We start from the raw sequence: 16,414 nt of genomic DNA, 5'->3' as shown, positions 1-16,414 counted from the left end.
CCGTCCGCGGCCCGACTCTTACGGCGTGAGTCCTAGCCGTTGGGCCTGTGCGGGATGTATTGGACGGCCCATTTATTGCCGTCCGGATCGGCGAAGTACACAAAGTGACCCCAATCCTGGACGTCGATGTCGCTGACTTCCACGCCGTTGGCCTTGAGTTGGCTGTGGGCCTCCTGGATGTCTCCCACCACCATCTGCAGGCTGGGGGCGGTGCCGGGAGGCGCGTCGTTGAGGCCCTCGCCGATGCAGATGGAGCAGGCCGAGCCGGGCGGAGTCAGTTGGACGAAGCGGATGCCGTCCATGGGCCGCTCGTCGTAGTCGGCGTTGAAGCCCACTTTGTTGACGTAGAAATCCTTGGCGCGGTCCACATCGGACACGGGGACAAACACGAGTTCAAGTTTCCAGTCCATGCGCCAAAGGCTATCGGCGGAGCCCGAAAACCGGTAGGGGCGGAGCACAACGCGGGGTCACTTACGGCCCATGTTGCTGCTCGAATTGGGCCGTAAGTGACCCCGCGTTGATGAGGCTACGCCGGGCGGGTTAGCTGCTAGCGGCCGAAACCCACGAATTCGCGGACCTAGGGCTAGCCGGCAACGCCGTACAGTCGGTCTCCTGCGTCGCCCAGGCCTGGAACGATGTAGGCCTTATCGTTGAGCCTCTCGTCAATCGAGGCGAGGACGATCTTGACGTTGGCCCCTGAAAGCTCTTCTTCGAGCTTGGCCAGGCCTTCCGGCGCGGCCAGCAGGCAGATGCACGTGACGTCCGAAGCGCCGCGCTTGAAGAGGAACTTGATGGCTTCGCGCAGTGTGCCGCCGGTGGCGAGCATCGGGTCAAGGACGAAGATCTGGCGGCCGGTGAGGTCTTCGGGGAGTCGCTCGGCGTAGGTGATGATGTCGAGGGTCTCTTCGTCGCGGGCCATGCCCAGGAAGCCGACTTCAGCGGTGGGGACCAGCTTGGTCATGCCCTCGAGCATGCCGAGGCCTGCGCGCAGGATGGGGACCACCAGCGGCGTCGGCTTCGTGAAGGCGGTACCGATCGCTTTGGTGACGGGGGTTTCGATCTCTACCGCTTCGGTCCTGACCTCGCGGGTGGCCTCGTAGGCCAGCAAAGTGACGAGTTCTTCGGTGAGTTGCCGGAAGACCGGGGAAGGAGTGTTCTTATCCCGCAGAACGGTGAGCTTGTGAGCGACCAGCGGGTGGTCCACGACGAGTGTGCGCATGACTCCAAAACTATCATTGAGGCATGAGCACCAACGAGCCTTATCACGCGGAGCACGCGGCCTGGATGGGTCTGGCCCTTGACGAAGCCCGGCGGGCGCTGGATACCGAGGATGTGCCGATCGGCGCCGTCGTCCTGGGGCCCGACGGCGGCGTACTGGGTGCCGGGCGGAACGAACGGGAAGCGCACGGCGACCCAACGGCCCACGCCGAGATCGTCGCGATCCGCGAAGCGGCAGCCGCCCTGCAGCGCCACGCACTTGAGCTCGGCGAAGGCGGAGACGGCTGGAGGCTCGAGGACTGCACCCTCGTGGTGACGCTGGAGCCGTGCGCCATGTGTGCCGGAGCCATTGTGCTGGCCCGGATTCCGCGGGTGGTCTTCGGTGCCTGGGATGAGAAGGCCGGTGCCGCCGGATCCGTGTTCGACATCTTGCGGGAACGCCGCCTCAACCATTGGGTGGAGGTATACGCCGGCGTGCGCGAAGAGGAATGCTCGGCCCTGTTGCGCGATTTCTTCGCAACCCACCGGAAATAGCGGCTGCCCTCCGGATCGCTCTTGAAATCAATAGCGTGTTGGACGTCAGATGGTCTCAGGAAGCACAGCTGAGGAGGACCTCATGACCGTCTCTTTCAACCACACCATCGTCTACGCAACGGACAAACGCCGTTCGGCGGAGTTCCTGGCCAAGGTGTTTGGACTCCCGAAGCCGCAAGCCGTGTGGTCCTTCGTGACCGTGCCTTTTGACCATGGGGTCGCCCTCGATTTCGCCACGGCCAGCCGGCCCATCTCGCCCCAGCACTATGCCTTCCTGGTCAGCGAGGAGGACTTCGACGGGATTTTCGCCCGGATCCAGGCTGAGGAAATCGCCTATTGGGCGGACCCGGCACGGTCCCGCCCCCAACAGATCAACCACAACGACGGCGGACGCGGCGTCTACTTCGCCGATCCGGACGGGCATTTCCTGGAGGCGATCACGCGGCCGTATGGATCGGGTGCCGCATGAGCCACGTACGCGTCACGGCGATGGTGACCGGCCGCGTCCAGGGAGTCGGTTTCCGCTATTCAACAATGCACCAAGCCCGATCGCTCGGACTGACCGGAGAGGCGGCCAACCAATTGGACGGCTCGGTGCAGGTCATCGCTGAGGGTGATCGCGAAGCAGTCGATTCCCTGCTCGAATGGCTGCAGTCCCGGGAAGCCCCCGGCCGCGTGAAACACGTGGATGCCGCGTTCACACAAGCCACCGGCGAGTTCTCCGGATTCTGGGTGGACTGACGCAACCCAAAGCGAGACCAGCCTCAGGTGGTGGCGGCGTTCGCCTTATGAATTGGCACTGTTGAATTGGCGCTGTCCAGGGCGTCGATGCGTTTCTGGCGTGATGCCGGCGAGTCCAGGCTGAACGAGCGAAAATCCCCGAGGTCTTCGCGGATCCAGCTCTCCACCTCAGTGATCCGCTGGGTGACGGCCGCGGTGGGCTTGTCGAATGTCCAGGCCGCGATCCGTTCCTTGCCCGGATCGTATTGCCACAGCCCGATGATGCGTCCCCGGTCCAGGATCGGGTGGTCTGACAGATCCGCCTGCAGACCCAGGGTGCCGTCCAGGACCTTCCGGCCCCTATCGCCTTCAGCCAGCATGTCCGCCGAGTTCCTGCGCAACAGCACCAAAGAGTCTGTCCCGGCCAGAAGCTGGATCTGTTCCTCCTGCGGCGCCTTGAACGCGGAAAGGTGCTCGACGTCGTCGGGCAGCATCCAGAGAGGCTCGCCTACCGCCGTCGTCACTTCGACGGCGCCGACGGCGGCCAGCGCCGCCTTGCTCTGCGCGACAGTGAAGCCGGTAAGCCATTGGCTCTGCTTTAACGTCGCGCCGCCGGTCCAACGCAGGTACCGTTCGATCAGGCGCGCGCGGGCGGCGTCGTCGTCGAGGGTACTGGGCGGCAGCGCCCATGACGTGTAGGCGTAGCGCTGTTGGTCGAGGCGGCCGTTGACCGGCACGCGGCGGATACGGCCGTCGGCTTGCAGGAGGCCCAACGCTGTGGGAAGGGTGGTGGACGCGCCCTTCTTCTTGCCTTCTTCGCCGAGGCTTCGGACGGATTCGCCGAGCTCGTCCTTGAGCTGTTTGGGATCCATGGGGTCGCTGGATTCCATGAGGGTGTGCAGCACTTGCTCTTCGAGCAGGGTGATCTCTCCGCGTTCGACGCCGAGCCGGGCCAGGACCTTGAACGGCGCCACTGCGGCGTCCCGACCCACTTGGAGGCCCCACGCGAAGTCGTTCCGGCCGAGGACGTAGGTACATCCGCGGGCTGTGGGAAGCTCGTGTATTCTCAGCTCGGCCACGTCCCGATCGACCTGTTCGCGGCGGATCCCTGCCCGGGCGAAAAGCGTCAGGTAGGGGTTGGCGCCGCCCACGGAACGGGCCCAACCGGCGCGGTCCAGGACTTCCTCGGAGGTCTTCCCGGAGAGGGAGCCGTCCAGGCCCTGCCGATGCCACGCCCAGGCGCGCAGCAGTTCAGGGGTGAGTGTTCGGGTGGAAAGCACGGCGGACGTCATGGCCCCATTCTGCACCGTTTGCCCGGCATCCGGGGCGGTCCCGCGCTAGCTATCGCTCGAAGTCCAGCGAGAAGCCAGCCCAGGCGTCGGGATGTTCCCGGAGGACGACGTCGACGCCGGCGAGCGCACCGCCGTCGTCGCTCTCGCGGACTTTCGCGGCAACCGCCTCAGCGATGAAGCGGGCCAGGACCTCCGTCGTCGTGAGCTGTCCGGCGAAGTCGGGGTGCTCGTCGAGGTTCTTGTAGTTGAGGCCGGCCAGCACCTCGTCCAGGATGGTTCCGGCCGCGCCGATGTCCAGGACGATCGCGTCGTCGTTCAGTGCTGCCCGGCGGAACGTCACCTCGGCCACGAAAGTGGCTCCGTGGAGTCCCTGCGCCGGGCCGAACGACTCCCGCGGCAGGCTGTGGGCGATCATGAAGTGCCGGCGGACGGTGAGGCTGAACATGGTTAGCCTTTCTTGGTATTGGGGTAGTTGATGACCCGGCAAAGATCGTCCAGTTCGCCGCTTTGCAAGCCATTGAAGACCTCCGGTAGCTCCTCGAATTGCGACTCTCCCGTGAGGAAGGCGTCGAAAACCGGGTCCCGCAGCAGTGACACGGCCAGGTCCAGCCGCTCGCTCGAGGTGCGGCGGTGCCGGCGCGAACGTGCCACCACTCCCACCTGGCTGGCCCGGATCGAGAGGCGCCTGGCATGGAAGTCCTCCCCCAGTGGGAGGGAGACTTTCCGGTCCCCGTACCAGGACATCTCAATGATCTCGCCTTCGTCCCCCGCGATCTGCAGGCTACGGGCCAGCCCTTCGTCCGTGGCAGAGCAATGGAACACGATGTCGCAGTCCTGCTTTGCATCCTCCGGAAGCACGAACTCCACGCCCAGGGATTCGACGAACCCGCGCTTCCCCGGGTCCGTCTCCACGAGTTGCAGGCGTTCCAGCGGGAAACTGCGCAGCAGTGCTGCGGTCATGCCGCCCACGAGTCCGGCCCCGACGACGGCGATCCTGTCACCAAGGCGGGGTCCGGCCTCCCAGAGGGCGTTGAGGGCGATCTCGGCGATGCCGGTGAGGACAGCGCGCCGTGGCGGCACGCCGTCGGGAATTCGGGTGAGAGAGCTGAGGGGCACGACGTAGCGGTCTTGGTGCGGATGCAGGCAGAAGACGTTCCGGCCGATCCAATCTTCGGGACCTTCTTCAACGACGCCGACCGATAGATAGCCGAACTTGACCGGCGCAGGAAAATCCCCGGTTTGGTGGGGCGCCCGCATCGCTTTCGCGATTCGTGGGGGGACGTTGAACTCGTGGACCACGAGTTCGGTTCCCCGGCTGATTCCCGAGTACAGGGTCCGAACCAGGGCCTCACCCTGCGCCGGTGCCCGAAGGTCCTCGCTCCGGAGTTCACCCTGGCAGGGGCCGACGGTCCAGTAGGCCAGGGCGGATTGGGGGTGGGTGTTCTGTGCCGGGTTCTGCGGCGCGTTTCGTGGAAGAGTCATCGTGCTTGCGAATCTAGTCCTGCGGCTGCGATTACGAAAGGGAAGGCTACTTACTAAGTGGGTGCAGCCCGGCCGTTTTGGGGAACAGGCCTCCACTCCGGTACCCTATTTCAGTTGGTGACGTGTCCGAGCGGCCGAAGGTGCAACACTCGAAATGTTGTTTGGTGTAAAAGCCAACGTGGGTTCAAATCCCACCGTCACCGCCACTTGAAAGGCCCCTGGTTCCCTTTGTTTACAAGGGAACCGGGGCCTTTTGCTTTGTCGAAATCAGGGTTTTGGGCACATTTTGGGCACATTCGCCAGGGACACTGCACGGTCCAGGGCGTCCGAAACGCTGTCCAAGTCCCCGTCAAACAGGTCCGCATAGATGTCCAGGGTCATGGCCGCCGAGCTGTGACCGAGCATTCTCTGCACCGCTTTGACGTTCGCGCCGGCTGATACAGCAAAGCTCGCGGCTGAATGCCGAAGGTCGTGAGGCGTGATTCGTGGCACCCCTGCTCTCTTCACGGCCCCTGCGAACCAGCTCATGTTGTCATCGTGCACGCGTGCGAGGCGGAGGTGATGGCCATTCTCGCCGGGAAACACGAGATCATTTCTGTCCTTGTTCTCACACTGCTGTGCCAGGGGCTCGGCAAGGAATCGCGGGAACGGCACGGTTCGTTTCTTGTGGTTCTTGGGCGTACCTACTTCGATGATCGAACCCACCTGGACCGCGTTTTCTTCGATCACGAATCGCCGCCGCAACATGTCCAGATGTTTGACTCGCAGTCCAGTCGCCTCACCCCATCGCAACCCGCAGTAGGCAAGCACGAGAACCAGTGTCGGATATTTACTGGCTGCGGCGAGTGCATGCACTTGCTCGTGACTCAGGTAGACGTGCGGCTTCTTGACCTTGCGTGGCAGCGTTACGCCACGTGCGGGATTACTCAATGTTCGACGGTCGCTCACGGCGTCATCCAAAATGGAGGCCAAAACACCGTAGGCGCGGATTACAAGTGTTGCACCCTTAGGCTTCCGGGGCGGTTCTGCGCTCTGGTCCCCTGTCGTCAAGCCTGAGACCCACTGCTGCACATCTGTCTTTCTAATATCAGAGACTGCCGCACCGCCCCACACCGGCAGCACATGATTCCGCCAAGCCGACTCCACGGGGCGCAATGAAGATGGCTTCAAATGAGTCTGCCGCGACAACCACGCTTCCCCAAGCGGACCGATCAGGGCCTTCGCGGCTGCCGCATCTATGAACTCCCCGCGGGCCTTGGATACCTCAACGCTGGCGAGGAAAAGCTCGGCATCCCTCTTTGTCCTGAATCCACGTTTCTTGGTCTGTACCCGGTCAGGTTTTCGGTAACGAACCTGATACCGGCGCCCGGCGCGCGTCTCATAGGGTTCGATCGTTGCCATCGCCGGATTGTTCTTTCGCTGCGTTCTGATCAACCAGAGTCTTGATAATTGCGCTGAGCTCGTCCACTCGTAGATTGAGGTCTTCGAATGTCACGGGACCAATTTTCGTATTCCCTGCCGGGATGAAGTCGGGGCGCAGCCCCCGTACGTAGTCGTCACTGCCCACGTCGCCTTCGATCGGTGTTATGCCATCCGCCCATTCCCAAACCCGTACCAGGTCAGCCGGGTCAGCTCCGGTGACGGCCACCGGCTCGTCGAGCGATCTGGGAAACAACAGTGCATTTGGGTTCACGCCGAGGACTACTGCCAGGGCCACGAGATCATCAACATCAACCCGCCTAACGCCGGCCTCGATCTTCTGTATTCCGCTCGCGGAAATTTCATGCCCGACGCCCTTAAGCCTTTGCTGAAGCTCCCGCAGGGTGACATTCCCCCGCAAACGCTTCAGGTTCCGGGCGACGGTCTTGCCGGTTGGGCCAATGTCATGTCCTCGCAGCCGCTCTCCGCTATGTACCATATAAGAAACGATACACGCTATATAGACAACAAGCGTAATTAGCCACTTTGCATCTAATTTGACGAGGCGTTCACGGAAGGGAATGAGGCTTCATGGAATCGGAATTGCTGACCCCGGCAGAGCTGGCAGTCAAGCTTCACAAGACGGCGCCCGCATTGGCGCAATGGCGCTATAGAGGGATGGGCCCTAGGTTCGTGAAATTAGGCAGCGGCGTCCGCTATCGCGCCAGCGATGTAGAGGCATGGCTTGACGCACAGACACGCTCTCAGACGGGCCAGGTGCTTCCGAGGGTCTAGAAGTCGGAATTATTGGTCTGATGTTCAACCAACGGCCGTTCAGCATGTCGGCCCTCAGTGCCTACTGAGGCGGCCGTTACCGGTGGACGCAGTCGGCCTGAACTAGCCGTCCCCGCCTTTGGTATATGGCTCGTCGGGACCTTGGCGGTGACGGTCGAAGAGCGATCCATTCTGACGCGATCACCTTTCGACCAGCTCTGACTATGACGCGGAGAGTCCTGGCGCCGCGCGCCGTCCATCGGTGGGCGTGCCATGGATGCGGACATGAATGCCCGGGTGGGGACCACCACCACGAACAGCTTCACGGCCTACGCACGTCGTCGACGCTTAGCTGGATGAACAGGCCTCCGTGGGTTGTCATCGCATCCCGGCCTCCATGCTCGACCGTCCCCGCCGCTCAGTCAAGGGCGCGTCCGCGTCACTGCGTGATGGGCCTACGGCCCACCCTTGACGGCGCGCCGAGGACAGACATACCGGCCTCTATCGGGATGCGGGCAAGACTGAAATGGTCTAACGGGGCGTACAACTTTCGTCGGCCGGCAATACCCTCTGCAAGTTGATGGTGACGAGTTTCTTGTAGAACTTCTGATCTCCACGGGCCGTCGGACCGTTACGTTGTGGTCGAACCTAAGGCTGAAAAATTCAAGTCGGAACACCTGGGTTATGCGCAGCTGTGCATAACCTGGTGCAGTTGGGCTTCCACGTCGCAGCGGTCAACGACATGCTTCGCCTCCCGCGGCAGGCTACCACCGTTGGTTTACTTATCTGCGGTTCCCAGAACGAGCATACGGTCCGTTACGCACTCGATAGCTCAGCCCAGCCGCTCATGGTCACTTCGTACACCTACGAAGCCCTGCCCCGCCGACGAACAAGCAGCACTGCCTTCGCCTGCCGCAATCGCTGCCGCTCTGGAACACGATTCTGACGACAACGCCTGAGTAAGGCTGAACGACGAGCAGAACCGGCAATCGAGTGCGCCCCGAGGTGCCAATCCGGCCCTCCAGCGATCCCATGGTTTCCTCGCCTCGCGATCACCGTCTTGACGGAAGTCCTGTTCCCAGACCAGTCCATCCTGATTCCCGTGGAAGTCGCCTGTGTAGAGGCCCGGCGCCGGGTTTAAGATACTCCCCGGAAGGACAGCGTCAGCCAAAGCCATTCGGTACTCGGCACGGCGGAACGAAGTCTGAAACTCCTCGTCTGAGTCGAACAGGTCGTGGATAAAGGCCCTCTTGGCGTGCCCTGCACCCGCCAGCCGGCCGCGAAGCTTACGCCCCAACACCGGTTGAAGAGCAACGGAAACCTGCGCCTTGGTCCCGGGGTTATGCCCATTGTGGTCAGACGGAGCCCTCCGCACAGCTCAAGGCTGTCCACACTGTGCACAACCCCGGCCCAGCCTCGAGAGGGAAAGACCTCGGCGGCCGGCCACGCCGGATCACCGACAGCCAGATTCGAAGCGCTGTCCGCCTCGTCGACGGCGGCGGGCCCGCCGCGCAGGTTGCCCGTGATCTCGGAATGTCCCGCGCAACGTTTTATCGACGGTCCCGGGAACTCACGACCTAGTTCTCGTTCCGACGCCGCATCCTCTGCGGCTTCCCCGCGCACCGTGTCCGTCGCCCCGACGCTGCCCGGTCGTGGCTAGGGTTCAAGCATGGAAAGGGACAACACGTCCGGGGAATTGGAGGGGCAGAGCTCGATCAACGAGCTGCTCGACGAACCCGTCGGCAGCACCTCCGTCCAGCTGGTTTTACCCATCCTGGTCCAGGTGAAGCCCGGTCACTTCCGGCGCGTGTCCTGACCAGCACCGGCTTCCGACCGAACCAGTCCAAGGACCAGAACCCGGACCGCACCGCGGGTCCCGTGCTACCGGTCCCGGGCCGGCTCATGACGGGCTTTTGTTGTTGACAGGTACCTGGCATGGACCCGCTTTGCCCACCGGGATCGGGAGGTTTGCGCTTGCGGTAGCTGCTGTTGGCCGCCCGGTACGCAGCCGGTGCAGCCGCTCCCCCCGCTGCGCTGCACACTGCTCACTCCGGTCCTGTCCACGATTGGGGGCTATTCGGGTTATCCACGGCTGGATTTTCGGGAGCCATAGGGGAAGCTCCCTGCCGCAGTCGTAGCGGTGGATAATCGGACAGAATCGTCCCATTTGTGGGCAGCGCAGCCTCTCCCCGGCTCCACCGGAAACCAGCCGTGGGTCCGGGAGCCGAACAGGACGCATCCGCCTTTCCCTCTTGGGTAACATCGATGTTGCAAGGGGCAGTAGCCCTAAGAAGTGGGCCTGGCAGTCTTCCGGATGGTATGACGAGCCGGGGCTGCGTTGTCTAACGGGAGCAGTCGACGATGTCATGTGAACCAGAGCAGCCTTGCGGATCCAGTCTCCGCCTTTCTGATGGCACCACACTACGGCGTCACTGATCCACAGAACAGGCTCCTCGTGGGGTCTACAGTGCATGCAATGCAACCCTCACCAGATGAACGCCACGTTCACGCGCGGGTAACTTAATATTCATGCAATACGGCCGGTGGTGTACATTCGTCCACAAGTATTGAATTGCTCTCGGTCCCGGTTGCTTGCTTTGGGGTGGATAGCCCCGGCGCGATGCCGGCTCGTGTGCGAAACATTTAATGGGGGATTAGATGTCAATTTTGATGAGCGCGCTGTCAAACAAGGGATCAAGGAGCCGAAAGGCCCGGGCCATTTTGGCCGGCGGCATTGTTCTTGGCGTGGGGGCTGCCGTCACGCTGGCCGCCTGGAACGACTCGGAGTTCGTCACGGGCACTTTCAATGCGGGCCACTTCAGTGTCCAGGGCAGCACAGACGGTACAGCCTTTAGTGACCATGTGTCGGGTTCGCCGGCTACTTTGAGCTTTTCAACAGGGTTCGACAAGCTCAGTCCGAGCACAACAGTGGCGGCTCCCTATGTCCTTCACTTGGACAAAGACACCGTCTACGATGCCACGGTCTCAGTTAACTCTGCCGCCTCGTCCGGTACGGCCGCCAGTCAACTCACGTACGGAATTGTTGAAGTTGCTTCCGTCGCGGACTGCACGCCGTCGGCCGTGGGTGTGTCAACGATCGTTCCGGCCGGCACGGCACTGAATTCGGTCGACGGCGCTACGCCCTTTGGGCTGACGAAGCCCGTGACGCCAGGAACGTCTCCGGGGTCCGACCAGTTCCTCTGCCTGCAGGTCACCGCCGGTGCCGGACTCGTTCAGGGGTCCTCGGCAGTGGGCACCTGGGAGTTCCGCGCAACTTCGACGTCGTAGCCCGGGTTGGCTAGGCATGCTGTAAGGGGAGGGCGCAGGCGCTTTACGCGCGGGCGGGCGATCCTTGCCGGAGGCGTTGTGCTTGGAGTGGGAGCGACGATGACTGTTGCGGCCTGGACTGATACGGAGAACGTGACGGGTTCCTTTGGTGCGAGTACGTTCATCACGGAATCGAGCACCGTCTCGGGGGTGTGGGCGAGCAATACCACCTCGCCCGGCGCTGGACTGGACTTTAACGCCTCGGCGATGTCGCCATCCGTGTCTTTCTACGCGTGGGTCAATGTCCGTACCACCGCCGCTTCTACGGTGGGTGGAACGATAACGCTTGCAAGTGTGGCAACGTCCGGGGCGTTGGTTCCTGTGCTGGAATACCGGGCCGTGCGTACTGCGGCGGTCGGGACCGTCTGTGATGGGAGCGCTTTTACCGGCTCGGCGGTCTTCATTGCGGGCTCTGCTTCAAGTTATCTGCCGGTGAGCACCGTTCCAGCGTCACCGGTCCCTTCTTCCATCTCCGCGCCGGGCGGGGAAATCCGGTACTGCTTCGAGGTTAGGGTTCAGTCCGGGGCAGCCAACACCTACCAGGGGCAGCCCGGCGCCGTGCACTGGCTGTTCTCCGGAATCTCCAACTAGGACCCCCGATGGATGCGGAGTCAAGAAAGCGCGGCGGTTTCGGCGACCGGGCCGGCGATGCGCTGCTGACCGTGGCGGCAATCGGCGGGCTGGCCTGCGTGGTCCTCGTCCTCCTGGGTCTCGTCTTCCACATCACTCTCATCATGTTCAAAACCGGTTCCATGTCTCCGACAATCCCGGCCGGGTCCCTGGCCATCGTTCGGCAGATTCCCGCTTCCGAAGTCAGAGTCGGGGATGTGGTCACGGTCGACAGATCCCAGGCCCTGCCGATAACACACCGGGTCAGATCCATCGCCCCGGCCGCCGGCAACAACATGAGCATCACACTGCGCGGCGACGCCAACCCCGCAGATGACCCGCAGCCCTATGTTGTGGGGACCGTACGGATCGTGCTCTTCTCCATCCCGAACCTCGCCTACACGGTGCAGGCTGTATCGAACCCGCTCGTACTGGGAGGGATCACCATCGCGGCCGCGGGGCTCGTCACCTGGGCGTTTTGGCCCGCCAAGGAGCCCGTTCCCCGCCGGCGAAACCGGACAGTACGGCATCTGCAACGCGGCGGGCGACTTGTCCTCGCCCTGCTCCTGACCTGCGCCAGCGACATCCCCATGCCGGCCCCCGCGCAGGCCGCCACCACCCAAGAGGTGGTCAAAGCCCCGGTGCCGGCACTCACTTCCTTCATGGACCAGCCACTCATGGACCCCATGACGCCCGGCACAATTGTTCCGTGGCAGTTAGGGGATTCAGCCCACGCCAATGACCCCGGAACCATCCGAACCACCCTGGCCCCGGGTGCCTCTCGCGTCCGGCACGAAAGGAATTTGAGTTGATTGTTCCCGAGTGCGACATTCGCTGGACGTACGAGGGCTGCCCGAGCGGTGGAGGCCCGCTCGACCCACCCGCAGCATCCAATCCCGCTGCCAACGAGCTTGCCTCCGTGCCCGCTGACCAGCAGAGCTGGATTCTTCTCGACGTTGGTCTGCCTGCCAACCCTGCGGTGCCACAATTCGGCTCGGCAACGCATGTTCTTCCCGCAACCGGCGCCGGCGAGGAACCTTCTTCCGGCGGCACTGTTGGCCCGCGGTCCGCTCACGGTACCGACCCATTCCGGCCCCTGCTGACAGCGGTGACCGCCATGGCCGCAGGGCTCCTGGGAGCATTCCCGGCCCGATGGGGACGGCCCGGGCGGTTTCGAAAGAACCCGGGTCCACGATGAAGCGCCCCTACCTCCTCATCATCGCCTTGGCAATGGCCGGGATCGCCGGCCTGCCGTACCCCCAGCAAACCGTTGCCACGTGGCCGGCCCCGCAGTACGCCTCCGGTTCCCTCACAGCAGGGACTGTCGCCACACCGGCCCCCTAACTTGCTCGGCCGGGCTGCTCACCAATGTCACCTTCAGTTGGGGTGACCCTCCAGTCGGGAGCCTGAAGATAAGCGGCTACACCTGGACAGTGACGCCGAAAGGTCCTGCTGGTCCTTCCTCCGGACCAGGGTCGCTACCGGCGACGGCCAGATCTGTCACGCTGCCGTCCAACACACTCGCCATAGGAACGGGAACCTTTTCGATCATCGCCACCGAGCAAGGTGGATGGAGCTCACCAGTGGCCACAGGGACCGTCACCGTGATCGGCGTCATCGTTCCCGCAAGCACCAGCTGTAGCGTGCCCTAGCTAGAGCATCGGTGCCACAGAGGTAAATCCAGGCAGGGAAAACACTGCCCCGAAACAAGTGGGCGCCAAGTCCGAATTATGATGCCATTCACACAAAAATCTTTCGAGCCCCTCGACACGAAGGCAAACTCTTTTGGGCCGCCTGATCGGGGTGAATGAGGGCGACACGCCCTGCATTGAGACCGGCGCAAACGGGACGGCCGACCCGTGACGGCGAGCCGTCGGGCCCCGGAATGCCGCGACAGCTCACCATTCCCCCTCCGCCCCACCCCCGACCCCGTGACTGGGCGGAGGGGACCGCCGGGCAGGAAACCCGGTCCCGGACGGATTCCGACGGGGTCCGTTCGCGCGACGCCGTGCGGGACGGCGGCCTCTTCGGGGAAGGCCGGCGCCAGTCGCGGGGCCCTTCAAGCGTGATTCATCCACCACATGGACAAAACGCTTGCCGGGAAGAACAATATGACAAATGATTCAAGGAATTTGGCGGTAAAGGACCATCGTCCTTGGTTTTTTGGGGGGGTCAGCGATGGCAGGCATGGTTGAACCGGCCGTACCGGAAACGCTTGGAGACAAGTGCACGGCTGCGGGAAGGACCGGTACCGTACGCGATTGCGCCCGGACGGTCCTGATCACCGACCTGAGACGCGAAGGTGTCTCCGGACGGGGCAGTGGCTCACCGATAGGCCGCGCCCCGGGCCCCGTGTGGGGGCAACCGGCCGGACGCGTGAAGCCGGCGGGGCTGCGGGAACCAGTCCGGGCCGCTGAAGCTCGTGTCCTTGCCACAGGACCGGGGGTTCCGGAAGGGATCCGCACCCGTGTGGTCGTCCCCTGGGGTCCGGCTGGGCCACGGAAGGCGCGGCGGTGAGTGCCCGCCTGACCGGGACCGCAGGCACTCCGCCGCCGGAACTGGCGGAGGCTGCACCGGATGCCCTGCTGATCATCGGCGAGGACGGCGCGATCACGTATCTGAACGCCGCGGCCGAAGCCTTGTTCGGCTACCGGAAGGAATGGCTGCTCGGCCGGCACTACGGGGCGCTGCTACCGGGCCGTTTCCACGGCCACGACGAAGGCATCCGCAAAGGGTTTGCCACGGACCCGCGGCCCCGGCAGCTCGGCGCGGGCCTGGAGCTGGCAGGGATGCGGCGGGACGGGACCGAGTTCCCGATCGAGGTCAATCTCGCCCCGCTGCCCGCCACGGCCGGGCCCGGGACCGTGGCCTCGATCCGTGACGTGAGCGAACGCAAACGCAGCGACACCGCACTGCGCCAGGCCCTCTCCCTTCTCACCGCCACCCTGGAGTCCACGGCGGACGGCATCCTGGTCGTGACCGCCGAGGGAAAGATCGCAGGTTCCAACGAACGCTTCGCCGCCATGTGGGGCATCCCGGCGGACCTCCTGGAATCCCAGGATGACGATAAGGTCATGGGCTTTGTCCTGGACCAGCTCACCGACCCGGACGCGTTTGTCGCCAAAGTCCGCGAACTCTACGCAACGCCCTGCGCCGAAAGCCTGGACCTGCTGTACTTCCGCGACGGCAGGACCTTCGAACGCTACTCCCGTCCCCAACGGGTCGCGGACGCCATCGTCGGCCGGGTCTGGAGTTTCCGCGACATCACCGACCGCGTCAGGGCGCAGGGCCAGGCCAGCCAGGCCCTGGCCGAGCTGGCCCGCCAGGCCGAGGAACTCAAACTGCTCGCCTTCCGGGACCCCCTGACCGGACTGCCCAACCGGGCCCTGTTCCGCGACCGCCTCGAACAAGCCCTCGCCCTCCACGACCGGGCCAAGGTGCATGTGCTCCTGCTGGACCTGGACGATTTCAAGGAAATCAACGACGTCCTCGGCCATCAGGCCGGTGACGAAATGCTCATCGAAGCCGGCCGCCGCCTGCTGTGCTGCGTCGGCCCGGCCGACACCGTAGCCAGACTCGGCGGGGACGAATTCGTCATCTTGCTCACCTCCACCACCGACCCGGCCGCCATCGCTTCGCGCCTCGTGGCCGCCCTGAACCTGCCTTTCACCCTCCACGGACGGGAACTTCGGCCCAGCATCAGCCTTGGTCTCACCAGCGCCGGCGCAGATCTGCATGCCCCTGACCTGATGCGCCGTGCCGACATCGCCATGTACGCGGCCAAAGCCGCCGGAAAAAACCGGTACCTGCACTTCCACCCCGACATGATGACCGCCCTGCTGGCCCGCAACGACCTGGAAACCGGGCTCCGCACCGCCGTGGAACGAGGCGAAATCACCGTCCACTACCAACCCGTCGTCAGCACCGCCCTAACCAAAGCCACCCACGTCGAAGCCCTCGTCCGCTGGGAACGCCCCGACGGAATCACCGCGCCCGGCGCTTTCATCCCCACCGCCGAAAGTTCCGGACTGATCACCGGCATCGGACAGGAAGTCCTCACCCGCACCTGCACCCAGCTGCGGCCCTGGCTGGACGAGGACCCCGAACATTGCGCTGCCGTCAACGTCTCCGCCGTGCAACTGCGTGAACCCGGATACTCCCGCACCGTCCTTCAAACACTCGACGCCGCCGGAATCCGGGCCAAGCAGCTGATCCTGGAAGTCACCGAAAGCGTCTTCCTGGACCCGGCCCCGCACGTCTCCACGCAACTGGCGCTTCTGCGCAGGCACGGCATCAGAATCGCGATCGATGACTTCGGCACCGGCTACTCCTCCCTCGGACGCCTCCAGGACCTCCCGGTCGACATCCTCAAAATCGATAGATCCTTCGTCTCCGCCATCACCGATCGACACGAGAATTTGCCCATCTTGGCTTCCATGACTGCCATGGCCCATCACCTCGGACTCCACATCACCGCCGAAGGCGTCGAAACCGAAGCCCAGGCACAACACCTGCTCCGCTTGGGCTGCGACACCCTCCAGGGCTACCTCTTCTCACCCCCCGTGCCCCTGACAGACCTCCCTACCGCCCGACACCACGCCACACACCAAATCCAGGCACTCCACACCACCAGGCCCGCAGAACCCTGGCCCGGGTGAATGAGGGTCGACACGCCCGGCGGCGGGCCGGCACAAACGGGCCCGCGCGTGACAGTGACCCGTGGAGACCACACGAACCGCTGCGAAACGGAACGAGCAACCCGATGCCGGGGCCGGCGGCGGTCCGGTGAGGTCCGCTCGTAGGCACAGGCGAGGTCATCGGCGAAGGTGCCATAGACGTCGTCCGTCACCATGATGGGATCGGGGCGCCGGGTGGCAACCAAGTCGGCGATTTGGTCGAGAACGGCAGTGGAAGCTTGATGACGCAGGGGTGCTCGGGTTGACCCCGCAGAACACCGTGATGGCGGGGAGGGCGAGGCAATCTCACTCGCGTACCGGTGGATGCCGGCCGTCGAGGACCGGACGATCGGCTGGGGATCC

General features: G+C 63.9%; 19 protein-coding genes, 1 tRNA gene and 1 pseudogene. 14 read left to right on the top strand and 7 right to left on the bottom strand.

Features of this window, described 5'->3' with window-relative positions; genetic code table 11:
• Window positions 1-32: 32 nt before the first annotated feature.
• Window positions 33-410: a VOC family protein gene (locus OIT41_RS02685; protein ID WP_078106607.1), complete on the bottom strand. Its 378-nt coding sequence runs from the start codon at window positions 408-410 to the stop codon at window positions 33-35.
• Window positions 411-583: 173 nt separating this feature from the next.
• Entirely contained in the window at window positions 584-1,219 is a 636-nt protein-coding gene (upp, locus tag OIT41_RS02680; RefSeq protein ID WP_241709671.1) for a uracil phosphoribosyltransferase, read from the bottom strand.
• A gap of 23 nt (window positions 1,220-1,242) precedes the next feature.
• Between upp and tadA the strand changes: the two genes are divergently transcribed.
• From tadA to OIT41_RS02665, 3 genes are all read left to right on the top strand, one after another.
• Entirely contained in the window at window positions 1,243-1,752 is a 510-nt protein-coding gene (gene tadA / locus OIT41_RS02675) for a tRNA adenosine(34) deaminase TadA (protein WP_241709670.1), read from the top strand.
• 82 nt (window positions 1,753-1,834) lie between these two features.
• Complete coding sequence (locus OIT41_RS02670) at window positions 1,835-2,221, top strand: VOC family protein (RefSeq protein ID WP_241709669.1); 387 nt, start codon at window positions 1,835-1,837, stop codon at window positions 2,219-2,221.
• Entirely contained in the window at window positions 2,218-2,493 is a 276-nt protein-coding gene (locus OIT41_RS02665; RefSeq protein WP_078106609.1) for an acylphosphatase, read from the top strand. The genes OIT41_RS02670 and OIT41_RS02665 overlap by 4 nt, the downstream gene beginning before the upstream one ends.
• Before the next feature lie 23 nt (window positions 2,494-2,516).
• On the opposite strand, the gene OIT41_RS02660 is transcribed toward OIT41_RS02665, so the two are convergent.
• The 3 genes from OIT41_RS02660 to OIT41_RS02650 are packed head-to-tail and all read right to left on the bottom strand — an operon-like array spanning window position 2,517 to window position 5,246.
• Window positions 2,517-3,764, bottom strand: a complete 1,248-nt coding sequence (locus OIT41_RS02660; protein ID WP_241709668.1) for a DNA glycosylase AlkZ-like family protein — start codon at window positions 3,762-3,764, stop codon at window positions 2,517-2,519.
• 49 nt (window positions 3,765-3,813) lie between these two features.
• A complete protein-coding gene (locus OIT41_RS02655; protein WP_241709667.1) occupies window positions 3,814-4,209 on the bottom strand; it encodes a 6-pyruvoyl trahydropterin synthase family protein in 396 nt (131 codons plus the stop codon).
• A 2-nt stretch (window positions 4,210-4,211) separates the two neighbouring features.
• Window positions 4,212-5,246: a zinc-dependent alcohol dehydrogenase gene (locus tag OIT41_RS02650; RefSeq protein ID WP_264637380.1), complete on the bottom strand. Its 1,035-nt coding sequence runs from the start codon at window positions 5,244-5,246 to the stop codon at window positions 4,212-4,214.
• A 116-nt stretch (window positions 5,247-5,362) separates the two neighbouring features.
• On the opposite strand from OIT41_RS02650, the gene OIT41_RS02645 reads away from it, so the two are divergent.
• A tRNA-Ser gene (locus tag OIT41_RS02645) sits at window positions 5,363-5,452 on the top strand.
• 61 nt (window positions 5,453-5,513) lie between these two features.
• On the opposite strand, the gene OIT41_RS02640 is transcribed toward OIT41_RS02645, so the two are convergent.
• The gene (locus OIT41_RS02640) at window positions 5,514-6,647 is read right to left on the bottom strand and encodes a site-specific integrase (protein ID WP_264637379.1); all 1,134 of its coding nucleotides are present in this window, start codon (window positions 6,645-6,647) and stop codon (window positions 5,514-5,516) included.
• Window positions 6,625-7,164: a helix-turn-helix domain-containing protein gene (locus OIT41_RS02635; RefSeq protein ID WP_264637378.1), complete on the bottom strand. Its 540-nt coding sequence runs from the start codon at window positions 7,162-7,164 to the stop codon at window positions 6,625-6,627. Before OIT41_RS02635 ends, OIT41_RS02640 begins: the two co-directional genes overlap by 23 nt.
• Window positions 7,165-7,256: 92 nt before the next feature.
• Between OIT41_RS02635 and OIT41_RS20920 the strand changes: the two genes are divergently transcribed.
• The 10 genes and pseudogenes from OIT41_RS20920 (at window position 7,257) to OIT41_RS02590 (ending at window position 16,033) form a co-directional block, all read left to right on the top strand.
• The gene (locus tag OIT41_RS20920; protein ID WP_413542304.1) at window positions 7,257-7,460 is read left to right on the top strand and encodes a helix-turn-helix transcriptional regulator; all 204 of its coding nucleotides are present in this window, start codon (window positions 7,257-7,259) and stop codon (window positions 7,458-7,460) included.
• 721 nt (window positions 7,461-8,181) lie between these two features.
• Window positions 8,182-8,385, top strand: a complete 204-nt coding sequence (locus OIT41_RS02630; RefSeq protein WP_264637921.1) for a hypothetical protein — start codon at window positions 8,182-8,184, stop codon at window positions 8,383-8,385.
• 476 nt (window positions 8,386-8,861) lie between these two features.
• A pseudogene (locus OIT41_RS02625) lies at window positions 8,862-9,020 on the top strand (helix-turn-helix domain-containing protein); the annotation flags it as partial.
• A gap of 88 nt (window positions 9,021-9,108) precedes the next feature.
• On the top strand, window positions 9,109-9,255 hold the full coding sequence (locus OIT41_RS02620) for a hypothetical protein (protein ID WP_264637377.1): 147 nt from the start codon (window positions 9,109-9,111) through the stop codon (window positions 9,253-9,255).
• Window positions 9,256-10,109: 854 nt separating this feature from the next.
• Entirely contained in the window at window positions 10,110-10,727 is a 618-nt protein-coding gene (locus tag OIT41_RS02615) for a SipW-dependent-type signal peptide-containing protein (RefSeq protein ID WP_264637376.1), read from the top strand.
• 99 nt (window positions 10,728-10,826) lie between these two features.
• Window positions 10,827-11,357 (top strand): hypothetical protein, encoded by a 531-nt coding sequence (locus tag OIT41_RS02610; RefSeq protein WP_264637375.1) that lies wholly within the window; start codon window positions 10,827-10,829, stop codon window positions 11,355-11,357.
• 8 nt (window positions 11,358-11,365) lie between these two features.
• Window positions 11,366-12,187, top strand: coding sequence for a signal peptidase I (locus OIT41_RS02605; protein ID WP_264637374.1), 822 nt, complete (start codon window positions 11,366-11,368; stop codon window positions 12,185-12,187).
• The gene (locus OIT41_RS02600) at window positions 12,184-12,573 is read left to right on the top strand and encodes a hypothetical protein (RefSeq protein WP_264637373.1); all 390 of its coding nucleotides are present in this window, start codon (window positions 12,184-12,186) and stop codon (window positions 12,571-12,573) included. Before OIT41_RS02605 ends, OIT41_RS02600 begins: the two co-directional genes overlap by 4 nt.
• Window positions 12,570-12,719, top strand: coding sequence for a hypothetical protein (locus OIT41_RS02595; protein WP_264637372.1), 150 nt, complete (start codon window positions 12,570-12,572; stop codon window positions 12,717-12,719). Before OIT41_RS02600 ends, OIT41_RS02595 begins: the two co-directional genes overlap by 4 nt.
• A gap of 1,169 nt (window positions 12,720-13,888) precedes the next feature.
• Window positions 13,889-16,033, top strand: coding sequence for a putative bifunctional diguanylate cyclase/phosphodiesterase (locus OIT41_RS02590; protein ID WP_264637371.1), 2,145 nt, complete (start codon window positions 13,889-13,891; stop codon window positions 16,031-16,033).
• Window positions 16,034-16,414: the final 381 nt, after the last annotated feature.

Origin of the sequence: Arthrobacter sp. YA7-1, assembly GCF_025960325.1 — a bacterium.
Lineage (GTDB): Bacteria > Actinomycetota > Actinomycetes > Actinomycetales > Micrococcaceae > Arthrobacter > Arthrobacter bambusae_A.
This window is presented reverse-complemented; position numbering and strand designations above follow the sequence as displayed.

Coding starts and splice junctions, on each gene's coding strand:
- OIT41_RS02610 (WP_264637375.1), top strand. CDS start 10,827: ATGACTGTTGCGGCCTGGACTGATACGGAGAACGTGACGGGTTCCTTT.
- upp (WP_241709671.1), bottom strand. CDS start 1,219: ATGCGCACACTCGTCGTGGACCACCCGCTGGTCGCTCACAAGCTCACC.
- OIT41_RS02615 (WP_264637376.1), top strand. CDS start 10,110: ATGAGCGCGCTGTCAAACAAGGGATCAAGGAGCCGAAAGGCCCGGGCC.
- OIT41_RS20920 (WP_413542304.1), top strand. CDS start 7,257: ATGGAATCGGAATTGCTGACCCCGGCAGAGCTGGCAGTCAAGCTTCAC.
- OIT41_RS02620 (WP_264637377.1), top strand. CDS start 9,109: ATGGAAAGGGACAACACGTCCGGGGAATTGGAGGGGCAGAGCTCGATC.
- OIT41_RS02650 (WP_264637380.1), bottom strand. CDS start 5,246: ATGACTCTTCCACGAAACGCGCCGCAGAACCCGGCACAGAACACCCAC.
- OIT41_RS02635 (WP_264637378.1), bottom strand. CDS start 7,164: ATGGTACATAGCGGAGAGCGGCTGCGAGGACATGACATTGGCCCAACC.
- OIT41_RS02595 (WP_264637372.1), top strand. CDS start 12,570: ATGAAGCGCCCCTACCTCCTCATCATCGCCTTGGCAATGGCCGGGATC.
- OIT41_RS02685 (WP_078106607.1), bottom strand. CDS start 410: ATGGACTGGAAACTTGAACTCGTGTTTGTCCCCGTGTCCGATGTGGAC.
- tadA (WP_241709670.1), top strand. CDS start 1,243: ATGAGCACCAACGAGCCTTATCACGCGGAGCACGCGGCCTGGATGGGT.
- OIT41_RS02640 (WP_264637379.1), bottom strand. CDS start 6,647: ATGGCAACGATCGAACCCTATGAGACGCGCGCCGGGCGCCGGTATCAG.
- OIT41_RS02665 (WP_078106609.1), top strand. CDS start 2,218: ATGAGCCACGTACGCGTCACGGCGATGGTGACCGGCCGCGTCCAGGGA.
- OIT41_RS02605 (WP_264637374.1), top strand. CDS start 11,366: ATGGATGCGGAGTCAAGAAAGCGCGGCGGTTTCGGCGACCGGGCCGGC.
- OIT41_RS02660 (WP_241709668.1), bottom strand. CDS start 3,764: ATGACGTCCGCCGTGCTTTCCACCCGAACACTCACCCCTGAACTGCTG.
- OIT41_RS02630 (WP_264637921.1), top strand. CDS start 8,182: ATGCTTCGCCTCCCGCGGCAGGCTACCACCGTTGGTTTACTTATCTGC.
- OIT41_RS02670 (WP_241709669.1), top strand. CDS start 1,835: ATGACCGTCTCTTTCAACCACACCATCGTCTACGCAACGGACAAACGC.
- OIT41_RS02655 (WP_241709667.1), bottom strand. CDS start 4,209: ATGTTCAGCCTCACCGTCCGCCGGCACTTCATGATCGCCCACAGCCTG.